This is a genomic window from Rhodocaloribacter litoris, assembly GCF_011682235.2.
Taxonomy (GTDB): domain Bacteria; phylum Bacteroidota; class Rhodothermia; order Rhodothermales; family ISCAR-4553; genus Rhodocaloribacter; species Rhodocaloribacter litoris.
Genome location: NZ_CP076718.1, coordinates 2,353,839 through 2,370,124, shown reverse-complemented (window position 1 = coordinate 2,370,124; position 16,286 = coordinate 2,353,839). Strand labels below are relative to the sequence as shown.

At 67.8% G+C, this 16,286-nt stretch carries 15 protein-coding genes; 5 read left to right on the top strand and 10 right to left on the bottom strand.

Annotated elements, in window-relative coordinates; genetic code table 11:
- Positions 1 to 45: 45 nt before the first annotated feature.
- From GQ464_RS09920 to GQ464_RS09905, 4 genes are all read right to left on the bottom strand, one after another.
- Positions 46 to 1,275, bottom strand: a complete 1,230-nt coding sequence (locus GQ464_RS09920; RefSeq protein ID WP_166979366.1) for an ABC transporter permease — start codon at positions 1,273 to 1,275, stop codon at positions 46 to 48.
- Positions 1,276 to 1,353: 78 nt separating this feature from the next.
- Positions 1,354 to 2,121 carry an outer membrane lipoprotein-sorting protein gene (locus GQ464_RS09915; protein ID WP_166979368.1) on the bottom strand — a complete coding sequence of 256 codons (768 nt, stop codon included), beginning with the start codon at positions 2,119 to 2,121 and terminating at the stop codon, positions 1,354 to 1,356.
- Between the two features lie 118 nt (positions 2,122 to 2,239).
- On the bottom strand, positions 2,240 to 3,646 hold the full coding sequence (locus GQ464_RS09910; protein WP_166979370.1) for a multiheme c-type cytochrome: 1,407 nt from the start codon (positions 3,644 to 3,646) through the stop codon (positions 2,240 to 2,242).
- Entirely contained in the window at positions 3,643 to 4,071 is a 429-nt protein-coding gene (locus GQ464_RS09905) for a rhodanese-like domain-containing protein (protein ID WP_166979372.1), read from the bottom strand. Before GQ464_RS09905 ends, GQ464_RS09910 begins: the two co-directional genes overlap by 4 nt.
- Positions 4,072 to 4,466: 395 nt before the next feature.
- Between GQ464_RS09905 and GQ464_RS09900 the strand changes: the two genes are divergently transcribed.
- Entirely contained in the window at positions 4,467 to 5,168 is a 702-nt protein-coding gene (locus tag GQ464_RS09900; RefSeq protein ID WP_228350174.1) for a uracil-DNA glycosylase, read from the top strand.
- 12 nt (positions 5,169 to 5,180) lie between these two features.
- Positions 5,181 to 8,906, top strand: coding sequence for a replicative DNA helicase (gene dnaB, locus GQ464_RS09895; RefSeq protein ID WP_166979378.1), 3,726 nt, complete (start codon positions 5,181 to 5,183; stop codon positions 8,904 to 8,906).
- Positions 8,907 to 8,922: 16 nt separating this feature from the next.
- On the opposite strand, the gene GQ464_RS09890 is transcribed toward dnaB, so the two are convergent.
- On the bottom strand, positions 8,923 to 9,687 hold the full coding sequence (locus GQ464_RS09890) for a TerC family protein (protein ID WP_166979381.1): 765 nt from the start codon (positions 9,685 to 9,687) through the stop codon (positions 8,923 to 8,925).
- A 214-nt stretch (positions 9,688 to 9,901) separates the two neighbouring features.
- Here GQ464_RS09890 and GQ464_RS09885 point away from each other — a divergent pair, with 214 nt between their 5' ends.
- Positions 9,902 to 10,549 (top strand): RNA polymerase sigma factor, encoded by a 648-nt coding sequence (locus GQ464_RS09885; RefSeq protein WP_166979385.1) that lies wholly within the window; start codon positions 9,902 to 9,904, stop codon positions 10,547 to 10,549.
- A 21-nt stretch (positions 10,550 to 10,570) separates the two neighbouring features.
- On the opposite strand, the gene GQ464_RS09880 is transcribed toward GQ464_RS09885, so the two are convergent.
- Entirely contained in the window at positions 10,571 to 11,803 is a 1,233-nt protein-coding gene (locus tag GQ464_RS09880) for a DUF2391 domain-containing protein (protein ID WP_166979388.1), read from the bottom strand.
- A 193-nt stretch (positions 11,804 to 11,996) separates the two neighbouring features.
- Here GQ464_RS09880 and GQ464_RS09875 point away from each other — a divergent pair, with 193 nt between their 5' ends.
- Positions 11,997 to 12,464: a hypothetical protein gene (locus GQ464_RS09875; RefSeq protein ID WP_228350173.1), complete on the top strand. Its 468-nt coding sequence runs from the start codon at positions 11,997 to 11,999 to the stop codon at positions 12,462 to 12,464.
- Positions 12,465 to 12,471: 7 nt separating this feature from the next.
- On the opposite strand, the gene GQ464_RS09870 is transcribed toward GQ464_RS09875, so the two are convergent.
- Positions 12,472 to 13,209 (bottom strand): rhomboid family intramembrane serine protease, encoded by a 738-nt coding sequence (locus tag GQ464_RS09870; RefSeq protein WP_166979394.1) that lies wholly within the window; start codon positions 13,207 to 13,209, stop codon positions 12,472 to 12,474.
- Positions 13,206 to 14,009, bottom strand: coding sequence for an SDH family Clp fold serine proteinase (locus GQ464_RS09865; RefSeq protein ID WP_166979397.1), 804 nt, complete (start codon positions 14,007 to 14,009; stop codon positions 13,206 to 13,208). Before GQ464_RS09865 ends, GQ464_RS09870 begins: the two co-directional genes overlap by 4 nt.
- Positions 14,010 to 14,088: 79 nt before the next feature.
- Here GQ464_RS09865 and GQ464_RS09860 point away from each other — a divergent pair.
- Positions 14,089 to 15,218, top strand: a protein-coding gene (locus GQ464_RS09860) for an IS630 family transposase (protein ID WP_228350172.1) whose coding sequence is annotated in 2 segments (ribosomal slippage) — positions 14,089 to 14,521 and positions 14,521 to 15,218 — 1,131 coding nt in all. Because the reading frame shifts where the segments join, the coding sequence is not laid out codon by codon here.
- Positions 15,219 to 15,313: 95 nt separating this feature from the next.
- Here GQ464_RS09860 and GQ464_RS09855 read toward each other — a convergent pair.
- Both GQ464_RS09855 and GQ464_RS09850 read right to left on the bottom strand, forming a co-directional pair.
- Positions 15,314 to 15,766, bottom strand: coding sequence for a DUF1931 family protein (locus GQ464_RS09855; RefSeq protein WP_166979094.1), 453 nt, complete (start codon positions 15,764 to 15,766; stop codon positions 15,314 to 15,316).
- Between the two features lie 110 nt (positions 15,767 to 15,876).
- On the bottom strand, positions 15,877 to 16,233 hold the full coding sequence (locus GQ464_RS09850; RefSeq protein WP_166979091.1) for a DUF5335 family protein: 357 nt from the start codon (positions 16,231 to 16,233) through the stop codon (positions 15,877 to 15,879).
- Between the last annotated feature and the right edge of the window lie 53 nt (positions 16,234 to 16,286).

The following is a 16,286-nucleotide window of genomic DNA, read 5'->3' as shown; positions in this document are numbered from 1 at the left end:
TCGGGCTTTTGCAAACCGGATCCGCCGGGGTGCCGCACATGGACCTCAGTGGCGCATGGCCGTCACCGGCTGCAGGCGGCCGATTTTCCAGAACGGGTACAACGCCAGCACCGAGGTGATGATGAACACCACGATGGCCTGGCCCAGAAACACCATCGGCTCGAAGGCCGCCGGGAAAACCGGCTCGAAGCCGAACTGCGCGTAGGTCTCGGCCAGCTCTCTGGAGCCCGACAGGTCGATCGGGTGCCGGTGAAAGTAGTACACCAGCGGGAAGCTGGCCAGAAAGCCCAGCAGCGTGCCCAGAAAGGCGATGAACAGGACCTCCAGCCACACCTCGACCGAGAGCTGGAGGCGCCGCATGCCGATGGCCACCAGCACGCCGAACTCGTACGTGCGCTCGGCCGTCATCATCAGGATGGTGCCGAAGATGCCGAACGACACGATCAGGTACAGAATGAGCAGCATCAGGTAGTTGCCGGCGGTGTCCACGGCACGCGCCTCCACCAGTTCGGGCATCATCTGGTGCCAGTCCATCACCTCGTAGCGCGTGGTGTCGAGCCTCTGTTGCAGGGTGGCCAGGATCTGCGGTACGTCGTCTTTTTCGGTCACCTTCAGTGCAATGGAAGTGATCAGCCCGTCGGCACCGTAGAAGTACTGGGCCACCGGCAGGGGTAGATAGACCATCAGCCGGTTGAGCTCGGGCGAGCCGAAGTGGATCAGGCCCTTCACCACATATTTGCCGGCCGCGTTGACGCCATGGTAGCCCTGGCTCAACAGCACGAGCGTATCCCCCACCTGCGTGTTCAGGCGTTCGGCCATGCCCTCGGCTACCAGCACGGCTTCTTCGTCGTCTTCGAAGTAGCTGCCCTGCACGAGGCGCTCGCGCAACCGGGTCATGGCGTGCTCTCGCTCCGGATCTATGCCCACCGCCATCACGCCGAGGGTGCGCTCGCCGTGGGCCGCCAGCGCGAAGGATTCGAGCCGCGGCACGGTCGTCTCCACGCCCGGTATCTCCTCGACCAGGCGCCGCAGGCTGTCGGTCTCGGCAAAAGCCCGGTCGATGGACCGGTCTTCCCAGTAGCCCCGGCCGTGGATCTGCACGTAGCCGAAGTAATAGTTGACCACGCTCTCTTCCATGCGATCCCAGGCCCCCTTCTGGATGGACACCATCAGGGTCGAGAGCAGCACGGCGAAAAAGATGGAAGCCGCCGTGATCCACGTGCGGCGCTTGTTCCGCCAGATGTTGCGCCAGGCCAGTACGACAAGGGTTCGCATGGCGAAAGCCTTTTTCGGAAAAAGCATCGGCCCGCCGGCACCGGCTTCGCACCGGCCCGTCCGGCACGGCCGCGCCCATCAGAGGCGCAGCCGTTTCATATTCTGGATCGAGAAGAAGTCGTCGGGTATGGGTTTGTCGAATTCGATGCTCAACTGCTCCATCACGGTCTTGTGGCCGGGCTTGTCGGCGGGAATCACCTCCATGACGATGGGGATCACCTTGCCGCCCATTTCTCCGGCCCGGGTCGTGACCATGGTGTTGACCAGCCAGCCGTCTTCGTCGTAGAACTCGGCCTTCATCTGCACGAAATCCTGCCGGTCGATCCAGGTGAGGATCTTGCCCCACACCACGGCCGCGTCGGGTCGGGGCGTCAGCTCGATCTGGTAGCACAGCCTGCCGCCGACCTCCTCTCTGCCCAGGAGCCGGTGCTCGAAGTCCTCGACCATGCTCGACTCTTTGACCAGGTCGTCGTTGGTGAAGTCGGAGCCCATCCACGACTGGCTCATCATCGAGGGCGGCAGCTTGACCACGCGGTCGATGCTCGGCTGCCAGTTCCAGATCTCGTTGCCGCGCTTGAGGAAGGCGGTGCCTCGCTCGCGGGCCGGCGCGGTGACCAGGATGAGGGCATAGTCCGTCCCTTTGACCCAGGTCTTGAGTTGCATTTCGCGCGTCCAGGTGGGGCGCACGATGGTCATCTTCACCTCGCCGGTGCTGCTTTCGGTGCCGCGCATCTTTTCGTCGGCGCGGCGCACGATCTCGGTAGCCGACAGCTCCTGGGCACCGGCCGGAAGGGCCGGCCACCAGGCCACCACGCACAGCAACAGGCACCATGTTCTCGTTTTCATCGCATTCCGGGTTTTTTCCCGGTTTTCTATGCCCTGCACCGGCACGTCTACCGTGCTTCTCGTCGAGGGAAGATAAACAGGTTCCGGTTGTCTCGCCGGAAGCGGGCACGGAGCCGGCTCAGTACACGCGTTCCGGGAGGGGGCGTCCCTGCTCGGCCTTCGAGCGGGCGATCAACTCCTCCGGCGTGGCGACCCGTCGTGCGCCGGTGGCGAGGTCGAGCGAGGCCGCGTAGATGTACGTGGCGAACGGATAGTGGGCGGGCAGCTCGGCCACGAGGCGGCGCCCGCCGGGCAGCAGCGCTTCGTCCACCGCGGGGGCTCCGGTCATCATGTGGCGGGCGTTCGACGTGGTGAGACGGACGTGGAGGACGGTCACGTCGAGGCGGCCCCGGGGCGGGCCGGGCGGGCGGGGGAGCGTGGCCGTCCACACCCGCGTCTCGCCCTGGCGCAGGCGGTGGTCGGCGAGCTTGCGGGCGGGGTTCCAGGCCCACGTCTGCCCGATGCGGAGGCGGGTCGAGGCCAGCGTGTCGCCGCCGGCGTCGTGGAGGGAGACGAGCGCGAGGAGGAAGCGCTCGGGGTCGGCGGTGGGCAGGTGGTGGCCGGCCGCCCGGTTGGTAAGGTGCAGGGTGAGGCGGAGGGAGTCGCCGCCGTCCACCCCGTCGAGGCCGGCCCAGGCCACGTCCAGGGCCGGCGCGAAACCCCGCGCCAGGAGGCTGTCGTAGGCGCCGAACGTCTTGGGCACGCCGCCGCCCGTCCACCAGTGACGGTGACTCGTGCGGAGGGGCAGGTCGTCGAACCCGACGGCCAGGCGGCGGCGCGTCGCGGGCATGTGGCACGTCACGCAGTCCGCCGAGCGGAGCGGCGGCGGCAGGGCCGCCCGTCCTTCCTCCAGCTCGCGGTACGTCTCGAACCAGCATACCAGGTTGCGCGTGAGGGGCTCGCCCTGCGGGTCGTGGCAGCGGCGGCACACGTCGCGCAGGGCGGCCGGGTCCACGCGCACCGGGTGCGGCGCCCGGTCCGTCTCGAACGCGCCGACGATGACGCTCCGGCCCGTTTCCGGGTCGGGGCGCACGTGGCAGGCGGCGCATGTCACCCCCTCGGCCTGCATCTGCGCGTCGAAGGCGGGGTTGGGCCGCGTCACGGGGCGGAGGACGTCGCCGCCGTCGAGGCCTGTCACCAGGCTGGCCCGCTGGTTGCCGGCGGGGGCGTGGCAGTTCAGGCAGAGCCACTTCGGCGCGTCGGGTTTGGTGATCTCGGCCTGGAACTGGAGGTCGTGCAGGGCGCGGGCGTGCGTCGAGCCCCGCCACTCGGCGTAGTGGGCCTCGTGGCACCGGCCGCAGTCCCCGGCCCGCACGCCGCCCACGCCCTCCACCGGGGCCAGCACGGGCAGGGCAAAGGCATAGGGCTGGGCCAGCGAATCGAACCGGGCCGAGAGCGGCACCACGCCGGGGGGGACGTCCGGCGTGGTGCGGCACGCGGCCAGAAGAAACACGCACAGGCCGAGCAGCGACGCGAGATGGCTCATTGCTCCACCGGCAGCCCCCGGGCGGCCCAGCCCGGCATGTCGCCCGAGAGGTGGGCCAGCCGGGAGAAGCCCGCCTCTTTCAGCACGTCGGCGGCGATTCCGGCGCGGCGGCCGCTGCGGCAGTAGAGGACGATCTCCCGGTCCCGGTACGGCGCCAGCTCGCCGAGCCGGGCGGCCACCTCGGTGTGCGGGATGTTCAGCGCGCCGGGGACGTGCCCCCCGGCGTATTCCTCCGGCGTCCGCACGTCGAGGACGAGGGGGGGCCTTTCGGCGGCGAGGCGGGCGGCGAGCGTGTCCGGCGGCACCTCGCGCACGACGGTGGCCGTGGCTTCGGGGGCGGGCTCCGGCGCCTGGGGGGCCTCGTCCCGGCAGGCCGCGCCGGAGAGCACGAGCGTGAACAGGAGCGGCAGGGTACGGATGCGCATGACGTCAGGGAGAGGGTGGGACGGTCCGGTCCCTATACGCCCGCGCGGCCCGGTGGTTTGCGCCATGGCCTCGAGGGCTCTTCGTCTCCGTGTGAAAAGCCGGTCGAAGGGCCCGGCGGCCTTGAGAAATTCGTGCTGCCGGGCCTAAGTTTACCGGGCTTATGGAGGCAGGCACCGGACCCAACGAGGGGCGAGGCCCCGGCACCATGCAAACCCTGCTGGACGAACTTCGATCGGCCCTGCGTTTCGAAATGGCCCTCTCCGGTGCTTTCGTTCCCCTGGAGGAGGCAGAAGCGCCTGTTCCCTCCGCACCGGTGTCCGGTGCCGTGGCGGGCCGGCTCGCCGCGTCGCCTGCCGCCGGCCGCTCGTCTTCCCCACCCACGCCCCCGGAAGTCATGCCCACGCTCGATCTGTTCGGCAACCCCGTCGCCCCGGATGAAGACCCTGCCCTCTCGCCCTACGAACGGATCGCCGCGCTCATCCCGCCGGAATCTCCCCTGCGCCGCATGAACACGCTCGACGAGGTGGCCCGTTATGTGGCGGAGACGGTCCTCATCCCCCTCGACGCGCAGCGGCTCAACCCCGTCTTCGGCACGGGCGACCCGAACGCGGACCTGATGGTCATCGGCGAGGCGCCGGGGGCGGATGAAGACCGGCAGGGCGAACCCTTCGTGGGACGGGCCGGGCAGCTGCTCAACAAGATCCTGGAAGCCATCCACTTCAGGCGGGACCAGGTCTACATCTGCAACATTCTGAAGAGCCGTCCTCCCAACAACCGGGACCCGCTGCCCGCCGAGATCGAGGCGCACCTTCCCATCCTCTACAAGCAGATCGAACTCGTCCGGCCCAGGCTCCTGCTGTGTGTGGGCAAAACCGCCGGCAATGCCCTGCTCGGGCGGCAGTCATCGCTGGCATCGTTGCGTGGCAAGTTCCACGATTTCCACGGGTTACCGTTGATGGTGACCTACCATCCGGCGGCGCTTTTGCGCAACCCGCAGTGGAAACGTCCGACCTGGGAGGACGTTAAGCTGCTCCGCACGCGCTACGACCAGCTCACCGGGCACACCCAGGCCCCCCCGCATCCCTCGAACGGCTGACCCGAACCCGGCATGGCGGACCACGAAGACCTTCCCCAGCGACCCTTCAACATCGACGACGAGGGCCAGCCGTACCCGCTCGAAAAGCTGATGCGCGGGGGCCGGCGCCATCGTGCCGAGGCCGCTTCCCCGGGCGGGCGTGTGCCGCCGCAGGCGGTCGACGTGGAGCAGTCCGTCCTCGGGGCGATGCTCATCGAGCGGGAAGCCATCCCCCGCGCCATCGAGATCCTGCCGCCGGACGCCTTCTACAGCGCGAAGCATCAGAAGATCTACCTGGCCATCCTGAGCCTCTTCGAACGCGGTAATCCCGTCGACCTGATCACGCTCACGGAAGAGCTCCGGCGCCGGGGCGAACTCGACGACGTCGGCGGGGCCTACTACATCTCCGAGCTGACGACGAAGGTGGCCTCGGCGGCCAACGTGGAGTATCACGCCCGGATCATCGCCGAGAAGTCGCTCCTGCGAAAGATGATCGAGACGATGACCGGGCTGATCGGCCGGGGCTACGACCCCGGGGCGGATGCCTTCGAGCTGCTCGACCAGGCCGAGGCCGAGATCTTCCGCATCTCGGACACGCAGCTTCGCCGGGCCGCCGCGTCGATGAACGAGGTGCTCAAGGAGACGCTGGCGCAACTCGAGGCGATCCACGGGCGCGAGGGCGGCATCACCGGCGTGCCCAGCGGCTTCACCCGCCTCGACGAGATGACCGGCGGCTGGCAGAAGTCGGACCTGATCATCATCGCCGCGCGCCCGTCGATGGGGAAATGCCTGGCGTATGACAGTGAGATCCTTCTGGAAGACGGGAGCCTGGTCACCATCGAAGCGCTCTACCGGCGGCGGCGGGCCCGGCTGCTGACCCTGCACGCCAACGGGCGCTTCGGGTTCACCGAGCCCTCGGCGTACGTCGACGATGGCCTCAAGCCGGTCTTCCGGGTGCGCACCCGGCTGGGGCGCTCGATCGAGACCACCCTGACCCATCCGTTCCTCACCATCGAAGGCTGGAAGCCGCTCTCGGCCCTGCGGGTGGGCGACCATGTGGCCGTCCCGCGCCGCCTCGACGTCTTCGGCAGCGTAACCCTTCCGGCGCACCGGGTCAAGCTGCTGGCCTACCTCATCGGTGACGGCTGTCTGACCAAGACGTGCCCCGAGTTCACCAACGGCAACCCGGCCCTCCGCGAGGATTTCGCCCGGGCCGTGGAGGCCTTCGGCGGGCTGACCACGACGGTATCGACCTCGGGCGGGCGGCGCACGTCCACCCTCCGTGTGGCGAGCGATGCGGCCGCGACGATCCGGAACCGCCGGGCTTTTGCACGCACCCTCACGTCGATGCTGCAGGATCATCCTGCTGGCACGGCAGACGTAGCGGGGGCCGTTGGCGTGACGCGCAGGGCCGTGGAGGAATGGCAGGCCGGGACGCCGGCTCCCCGTGCCGCACCTTTCGAGCGCTTCTGCGACGCGCTGGACGTGCCGGCGGCCACGCTGGCGCCCGAGGGACATGCGGCCATGAGCCGGTCCAGCCAGAACGCCCTCACCCGGTGGCTCCAGGCCCTGGGCCTCTGGGGATGCTCGGCCCACACCAAGCACATCCCGGCCGTGGTCTTCACCCTCCAGAAGCCACTCGTCGCGCTGTTCCTGAACCGCCTGTTTGCCACCGATGGCTGGGCGACGGTGCTCCGCAGCGGGCAGCCGCAGCTCGGCTATGCCACGGCCAGCGAGCGGCTGGCGCGTCAGGTCCAGCACCTGTTGCTGCGTTTCGGCATCATCGCGCGCCTGAAAGAGCGCCGGGTGAAATACCGGGCGGGGCGGCGCACGGCCTGGCAGCTCGACATCACCGACGCCCGCTCCATCGAGACGTTCGTGCGGGAGATTGGTATGTTCGGCAAAGAGGAGGCGCTGGCGTGCGTCCGGGAAGCGCTCCGAGGGCGACGGTACCAGACCAACCGCGATCTGGTCCCGGTCGGGGTCTGGGAGCAGCTGCGGGCCGCGAAAGGGGCGGCGTCGTGGCAGGCGCTGGGCCAGAAGGCCGGCCTCCGGGGCTATACGAACCTGCACGTTGGGAAACGCGCGCTCAGCCGGGATCGGCTCCGGCGCCTGGCCGGGGCGCTGGACCATGCCGGCCTGAAAAATCTGGCCGAGAGCGAGGTGTACTGGGACGAGATCGTGGCCATCGAGGCCGTGGGGGTGAAGCAGGTCTACGACCTGACCATTCCGGAGACGCACAACTTCGTTGCCAACGACATCTGCGTGCATAACACCGCCTTTTCGCTGGCCTGTGCGCGGAACGCGGCGTTGCACCCCACGATGGGCACCGGCGTGGCGATCTTCTCGCTGGAGATGAGCGCCCAGCAGCTGGCGCAGCGCCTGCTCACGTCCGAGGCCCGCGTCGACGCACAGGCGGCCCGCACCGGCCGCCTCAGTGAAGACGACTGGCCGCGCCTGGCCCGGGCCGCCGGCCGCCTCTCGGCCGCCCCCATCTTCATCGACGACACGCCGGGCCTCTCCATCCTGGAGCTCCGCGCCAAGTGCCGCCGCCTCAAAGCCGAGCACGATATCGGGCTCGTCATCGTGGACTACCTCCAGCTCATGCACGGGACCAACCTCTCGCGTAGCGCCAACCGCGAGCAGGAGATCGCCCAGATCTCGCGCTCGCTCAAGAGCCTGGCCAAAGAGCTGGACGTGCCCGTCATCGCCCTCTCGCAGCTCAGCCGCGCCGTTGAGACGCGCGGCGGCGACAAACGCCCGCAGCTCTCCGACCTCCGCGAGTCCGGCTGCCTCACCGGCGACACGCTCGTCACGCGGGCCGATACGGGCCGACGCGTCCCCCTCCGCGACCTGGTGGAACGCTATCCCCACGGCGGGTTCGACGTGTGGGCGGTAGATCCCGCGACCCTCAAGCTGGTCCGAGCCCCCGTCAGCCGGGCCTTTCCCACGGGCGTCAAGCCGGTCTACAAGATCACGACCCGCCTCGGCCGCACCATCCGCGCAACGGCCAACCACAAATTCCTGACGGTGGAGGGCTGGAAACGCCTGGATGCCCTCTCCCCGGAAGAACACCTTGCGCTCCCCCGGCACGTCGCCCAGCCGGAACGATCCGGGCAAGCATCTCTGCACACCCACGAGGCGAATACCAACCGGGACGTGATCCCCCGGAGCGTCTGGCAGGCGCTGGTGGTGCCGGCCATGAAACGCGCCGGCCTCACCACCCGCCAGATGCAGGCCCGCCTGGGCCATCAGTATTGTGGAACGGCTCTGTATCAGACCAACCTGAGCCGGGATCGCGCACGCCGCGTCGCTGCCGTGGTGGGGGCGGGCCTGCTCGCCCGCCTGGCGGAAAGCGATCTCTACTGGGACCAGATCGTCTCCATCGAACCCGATGGCGTGGAGGAGGTATTCGACCTCACCGTCCCCGGTCCGCACAATTTCGTCGCCAACGACATCGTCGTGCATAACTCGATCGAGCAGGACGCCGACGTGGTGATGTTCATCTACCGGCCCGAGCGCTACGGCATCACGGTCGACGAGCACGGCAACTCCACCGAGGGGCTGGCCGAGATCATCATCGGCAAACAGCGTAACGGCCCCATCGGCGACGTCCGCCTGGCCTTCGTCAAGCACTTCGCCCGCTTCGAGAACCTGACGATGCACTACACGCCCGACGGGCACGACGACGCCGGCCTGGGGCGTGGCGACGGCTTCGGGGCGCCCCCTATCCCGCCGGACGACGAGGCGCCGTTCTGAGGCCCGTCGCCGGGCGTCACGGCTTCTCTTCGAGCACCGGCATCTTGCGTAGCTCCACCGGCCGGGCGGCGGCCCGGGCCTTGCGCTGGCGCACCTTCAGGTTGAGCATCTCGACGAACACCGAGAAGGCCATCGCGAAGTAGATGTAGCCGCGCGGAATGTGCAGGTCCAGCCCCTCGGCGATGAGGGCCACGCCCACGAGCAGCAGGAACGACAGCGCCAGCATCTTCACCGTCGGGTGCCGGTGGATGAACGCCGAGACGGCCCGGGCGCTGAGCATCATGATAATGATGGCGATCACGATGGCCGCCACCATCACGGGGACCTGCTCGACCATGCCGACGGCCGTGATGACCGAGTCGAGCGAGAAGACGAGGTCGAGCAGCAGGATCTGGGTCAGCACGCCGGCGAAGGTGACGCCCTGCCCGGCTTCCTGACCGTTCTCCTCCCCTTCGAGTTTGTTGTGGATCTCGTGGGTGCTCTTGGCCAGCAGGAACAGCCCGCCCCCGATGAGGATCAGGTCGCGCCCCGAGATCTCGTAGCTGAAGACCTCGAACAGGGGGGTGGTCAGCCGCATGATCCAGGCCAGCGAGAACAACAGCACCAGCCGCCCGATGAGGGCCAGCGCCAGCCCCAGCGTGCGCGCCCGGGCCTGCTGGTGCGCCGGCAGCTTGCCCGCCAGGATGGAGATGAAGACGATGTTATCGATGCCGAGGACGATCTCCAGCGAGGTGAGCGTCGCCAGCGCGATCCAGATTTCCGGGTCGGTGAGCCAGTCCAAAACGGTGCGGGGTTGAGGAGAAGGGCGGCGGACGGGCCAATATACAACGCGCCGGTAATTTATCGCGAAGAACACGGCCGGGCCCCGTCCCGGGCCTGCGCCAGGGAACCGGTCCCGTGGCAGATAATGAAAAAAAATGCGTATCTAGCGTGGAGCCAGGGGCCGGCACGCGGCACCAGGCCCGCATCACACGACGTCAAACCCGCTGACTGTTATGACCACGACCTCGCCTTCACAGGAGACCCTCTGGCAGGCCGCCCTCGACGGCGACCGGGCGGCCTTCAACCGCCTGGTGGAGCCCCACCTGAACGAACTCCTTCGCGCCGCCCGCAGGGACATCGGCTACCATCGCTTCATGAAGGACCTGCTGCCGGCCGACCTGACGCCGGAAGAGCTCGTCGGCGAGACGCTGGTGCGGGCCTGGTACAGCCGCCGGGAGAAGCCCGAGGCGGTGCGCCTGCGGGCCTGGCTGCTGGGCACCCAGCATCGGGTGCTGCAGAAGCTGATCGAGCGGGAGAAGACGAACCGGGCCCTGTGGGCCGTCTCGCTGGAGGCGCCGCTGCCGCCTGAGCCGCTCTACGACGACGAGGAGTCGTTCTGGGAATGGTACCAGCCCGACGACATCACCAAGTGGGAGGACGTCTTCCCGGACGATGTGCCCCTGCCCGACGAGCAGCTGGCCGACGAGGAGGCCATCGACCGGCTGGCCACGGTGCCGCGTCAGGCGCTGCTGCTGCGCGACGTGCACAAGCTCACCATCCCCGAGGTGGCCTACGCCCTGCAACTCTCCGTCGCCGAGACGGTGACGATCCTGCGCGAGGCCCGCGAGCAGGTCCGCGCCGGGCGCCAGGCGGAGGACTGAGGTCCCGCCTGAGGCGGCACCTCACGTCTCCTCGTCGAGCAGGAGGACGTGCCGGAAATAGTGCTCCTCCTCGAAGGAGGCGCCGAGGGCGCCCGTGAGCAGACCCAGCGTGGCGAGGAAGGCGGCCAGGACGAGGTAGTGCCGCAGGGCCGGGGGACTCCCCAGCGAAGCCGTCCACGCCTGCACCACCTCGGGCGCAAAGAGGGCGAGGCCGGCGGCCAGGCCCATGCCGAAGAGCAGGCCGTAGGTGGTGACCAGGCCCAGCGCCACCGCCACGACGGCCGACAGGGTGGCCACCACCCGCTGCTCGCTCAGGCGGGCCCGGCGGCGGCGCGTGAGCAGGTGCTGGCGATGGAGCACGTAGGTGCTGGCCCCCACCAGCGCCGCCAGGGCGAGCCCGGCCATCCGGCCCGGCGGCTGCCCCATCCCGAACTCCCACGCCTCGGCCGTCAGCAGAAAGACCAGCAACGTGGAGACGGCCGCGGTGGTCATGCGGCTGAAGCGGAGCGGGAAGCGCCAGGGCTCCACCTCGCGCACGGCGTGGGTCAGGTTGCGCCGCTCGCGCCAGAGCACCCGCAGGGCAAAGCCCAGCCGTTGCCCGCCGCGCCGGTAGGCTTCGGTCTCCTCCAGCCGCTGGTCGGCCACCTCGCGGAGCGTCTCCTCCAGCCGCTCCCGGTCGGCCAACCGGTGCATCCGGTCGAGGTCCTCCACGGTGTTGAAGTCGTACATCACGTCCTCCGGGTCCTCCTGGTGCGGCAGCTCGTTCAGGTGGCCGAAGAGGTGGAGGGCCAGCGCCTTCAGCCGCCGGGCCAGCAGCGCCGTGCGGACCGACTCCTCGTCGTCCCCTTCGAGCGCATCGAGCGGGTCGAGGCGGGCCGTGGAGAGCACGGCGACGTCGAGCGAGGAGGCCGGCGCGCCCACCATGTACGGCTTGAAGTGGCTGCGCAGATCCAGGCTGGTGACCACCATCCCCAGGTCCCACCGGTAGGCGTCGCGCTCGGTCAGCACCCGTTCGATCAGGTCCACCGGTTCGGCCGGGGCCTCCAGGTACAGCTCCCGCCGCCGCACCACCGGGAGCCGCCAGGTAAACGCGGGGAACAGCGTCTGAAGCGTGGCCAGCAGGTCCTTCCGCATCAGCTGGATGGCGGCGCGGTCGACGGCGTCGAACCGGCCGGCCACCATCAGCCCGATCTCGATCCGGGGGCGCGGCGGTACGGCCTGTTCGGCAGCGGGCTGGAGCAGCGGCTCGTTCATCGGCGGCAAAAGGAGGGCGGGAGGCCATCCGCAGGTTTCCAGGCACGGGGATGAACATACGAAACGGCTTCCTTAGTTTGGGGCAGATGGTGCGGGGCCTTCCGGCACACCGTTTGACTCCCCGAGGCATGGCCGTTGAGCCTGTCAGAACGTCGCATCGACCCGTGAAAGTTTAATCAAGTCCGTTGCCGAGATGAATACGCGCGCACGTATGGACGAAGTGGCCCACCTGATCCGTGAGGCCCTGAAGCACCTGGAGGCGGCCCGTGCCGAGAAAGGAAAGCCTTCGCCGGATTACCACCGCCTGCTGGGCCAGAGCCTGGCGGCGATGCGTTCGGCCTGGCGGGCCCTGCTGACCTATCACGACGTGCCTCACGAGGCGTCCGCGCCGCTGGTCCGGCTGGGCGAGCAGGCCGACGAGCTGGCCAGTATCCTGCGCCTGTGGGTGGACCTGGCCCCGGGCCTCGAGGCCCACTTCCTGGCGCTGGCGAGCAAGGAAACCCTCTCCGTGGCCGACCGCGAGCAGGCCCTGCAGGGCTACTACGTCGCCCGCGACGCCGTGCACACCACGCTGGGCGAGCTGCCGCCCGCGCTGGTCGCCGCGGCCACCGGGGCCGACGGCCAGGCGACCCCCGCCGAAGCGACGGCCGCCGTGGCGTGACCGAGCCTCAGAACGGCATCGGCCCGGCGTGCCGCCGGTAGCGCTCGAAGTAATGCCGGTCCGGGCGACCGTAGTAGCGGAACGGCTGGTCCTCGCGCCGCCGGAAGAGGTAGATCAGCGCCATGCCGGCCACGAAGCCGCCGATGTGGGCCCAGTAGGCCACACCACCGCCGACCTGCATGAAGGCCGACGAGGTCATCCCCCCGATGATCTGGAGGGCGAACCACCACGTGAGCACGAACGAGGCGGGAAGCGCCACCACCGGGAAGAACAGGAACAGCGGAACCACCAGGTAGACCGTGGCACGGGGGAAGAACAGAAGGTAGGCTCCCAGCACCCCCGAGATGGCGCCGCTGGCCCCGACGGCCGGCACCGTGCTGGCCGGGTTCATCATTACGTGGGCCACCCCGCCGGCCAGCCCGCACAGCAGGTAGAACAGCAGGAACCGGACCGGCCCCATGTTGCCCTCGAGCGACTTGCCGTAGACGTTCAGGTAGAGCATGTTCCCCACCAGGTGGGCGATGCCGCCGTGCAGGAACATCGACGTGAAGAGCGTCCACAGCACCTCCGGCTGATCCGGCCACCGGGTCACCAGCGCCGGCACGGTGCCCCACCGGTAGATGAACTCCTGCAGCCGGGGCCCCTGCGCCAGCTCCACGAAGAAAAACAGGACGTTCAGCCCGATGAGGGTGTACGTCACGAACGGATAGCGCCTTTCAGGTACGTCGTCGCCAATCGGAATCATCGCGCACCTCCTCCGGGTTGCTGGGCCGGGCGCGTCGTACGGTCCGGGATGGGCACGTATTCCACGGAGGGCCGCTGGCGGGTGGGCTGCGGGTAGAGCGCCATGAGCGAATAGATCTCCGGCGGCATGTCCGTCGAGACGTTCAGGCCCAGGGCGCGGGCATCGTCGACGCGCAGGGGGTGGTCGTGCGTCCACACACCGGAGGCCAGCAGGTGGGCCGTCTCGGCGGCGCGGTCCGGGTCCATCTTCCGCGCCAGCAGCTGCCGGACGCTGTGCTCCACCTGTCCCAGGGCCTTCTCGGCCATGTCGGCCAGGATGAGCGTCTCGTCCGAGACGTGGTTGGGGTCCTTACGGCGTACGGCCGCCACGATGGAGGCGGCGGCCTGGTGCCCCAGCTGCGGGTCCACCGGCCCGAGGACGGCGTTGCGGTCCATCACCACCTCGTCGGCGGCCAGGGCCAGCAGCGTGCCGCCGCTCATGGCATAGTGCGGCACGAAGACCGTCACCTTGGCCGGGTGGTCGGCCAGCGCCCAGGCAATCTGCCCGGCGGCCAGCACCAGCCCGCCCGGCGTGTGCACGATCAGGTCGATGGGCCGGCTCGGGTCGGTCAGGCGGATGGCCCGCAGCACCTCCTCGGCGTCTTCGATGGAGATGTACCGGTTGAACCCGATCCCCAGGAAGGAGAGGGTCTCCTGCCGGTGGATCATCGAGATCACCCGCGAGCCGCGCTGCTTCTCGATCAGGCGCATGATCCCCGCCCGGCGGGCCTCCAGGATCTGCTGTCGGAAGATCGGCGACAGGCTAGTGCTGCGTCAAGGATCATCTGCCGGGTAGGATAGTAGCTTCAACAGTCGCTCACTCCTGAAGCCACTTCCTGCCATGGCCAAAAAATACTGCGTCACGCTCAATGACAGTGAACGCCAGCACCTCGATGACCTCATTGAGCGGCGTTCAAAAGGTGTCCCGCCGGTCAAACGAGCCTTCATGCTGCTCAAAGCAGACCAGAGCCAGGGCGCACCGGCCTGGACCGATGAACGCATCGCCGAAAGCTACAACGTCAGTGTCCGAACCGTCGAGCGCTTACGTCGGCGCTTCGTCGAAGAAGGCTTCGAGGTGGCTCTCTACGGCAAAAAACGCGAACCGGTTAAAGAGAAGATCTTCGACGGGCAGGTCGAGGCTCATCTGGTGGCCCTGCGCTGTTCAGAGCCGCCGGAAGGCTTTGCCCGGTGGTCGCTCCGCCTTCTGGCTGACCGTATGATCGAACTCGGTTACGTCGAATCGATCTCGCATGAGAGCGTGCGGCAGTTGCTTAAAAAAACGAACTCAAGCCCTGGCGCGTTAAGTCGTGGGTAATTCCTCAGGCCGATGCCGCCTTCGTCTGCCAGATGGAGCAAGTGCTCGATGTCTACGCCCGGCCCTACGACCCGCTCCGACCGGTTGTGTGCCTCGACGAAGCGCGCAAGCAACTCATCAGCGAGGTGCGACAGCCCTTCACGCGTGCCGACGGGGTGCGGCACGTGGATTACGAGTACAAACGCGAAGGGACCCGCACGCTCTATATGCTCTGCGAGCCCCTGGGCGGCTTCCGGAAGGTGCTCGTCAAGGAGCGTCAGGACCGTTTGACCTGGGCTCGTGTGGTGGCCCACCTCGTCGAAGACCTCTATCCAGACGCCGAGACGATCACGCTGGTTCAGGACAACCTCTCCGCGCACACCGCCTCGGCGCTCTACGAGGTCTTCGACGCCGAGCGCGCCCGGCGCATCGTGCGCAAGTTGGAGATAGTCTCGACGCCGGTGCATGGTTCGTGGTTGAACATGGCCGAGATCGAGCTTTCGGTGCTGGTTCGTCAGGGTCTCTGTCGCCGCATCGGCAATGCATCGCAGTTAGAGGGCGAGATCGCCGCCTGGTACGAGGCGCGCAACGCAAAGCAGCGGGGTGTAGACTGGCAGTTCACGACGGCGGATGCGCGGGTGAAGTTGAAGCGGCTATACCCGTCAATTATAACTTGACACAGCACTAGAGAGGATCAGAAAAAGAAAGAATAGGTCGTTCATGGACGTGGCGGGGCTGGGTGGAGCGTGCCGAAGAGGCGGTCTTGGGCAGGCTAAAAGAGCAGGTCAAAGATAGCCATGGCCCGCTCCCAGTGCTCGGTCTGCGGGTTCTTGACCGTGGGATCGAGGATTTTGAAGGCGCGCGCCAGCGCCACCGTCAGCCCGCCGACCAGGCGCGGCAACTCCGCCTCCACCTCATAGCTGTACTCCAGGTCGAGCGGGGGCAGGGCCGCCAGCTGATCCAGGATCGGCTGGAGCTCCAGTTCGGTGTCCAGCCCGTCGAAGGCCCGCATGCTCTCCTTGAAGCCGAGCGTCAGCGGCAGATCGTGCAGCTGGATGATATCCCGCTGGTTGGCCTTGGCCGTGGCCTGGGCCGCCAGCAACAGGTCATACACCTTCTGCCGTACGAAGTCGTTCAGCCGCGCCAGGTCGTTCTTGTCCACGTCCAGGCTGGCCGCCTCCCGAAAGAGCCGTTCAAACTTCGAAACGCCGATAATTTTTGCCATGGTTCTATTTCCTCCTGTCAGACTTGCTGTGAAACTAAAAGCACGGACACCGGGGGCCAGGCAGCCTCCGGTGTCCATGGTCACGCCTTAACGCATGATGCCGGCCGGCGCTATTGCTTCGCCGGCACGATCCCTACACTCTGCAGCCGGATGATCTCGCGGGTGTCGTCGTCCCGGACGACCTCGATCGAGCTCACGAAGCCATTATCCTCTTCGAGCACCCAGATCTCCTTGGGGTTGTAGATCAGATGATCGAGGTCCTCCAGGGCCACCTCGAGCACGTTGTCCTTATGATCGTAGGTGACCCCGATCACCCGGACGTGGTCTGCCTCCACCTGGTCGCCCAGCTCCGGAGACACCAGTTCGATGACGGCGGCTTCCGGGTTGGGGTCCCTCAGGAAGTTCTTGGTAAAGGTATCGAAGTACTCCTTCCACTGTTCGCGGGGTAACTGTTTCGTCGTGGCCATAATGTTCACCTCGTTCTATGGGATTCGAAGGAATGATGCCTGATGGGTCATCA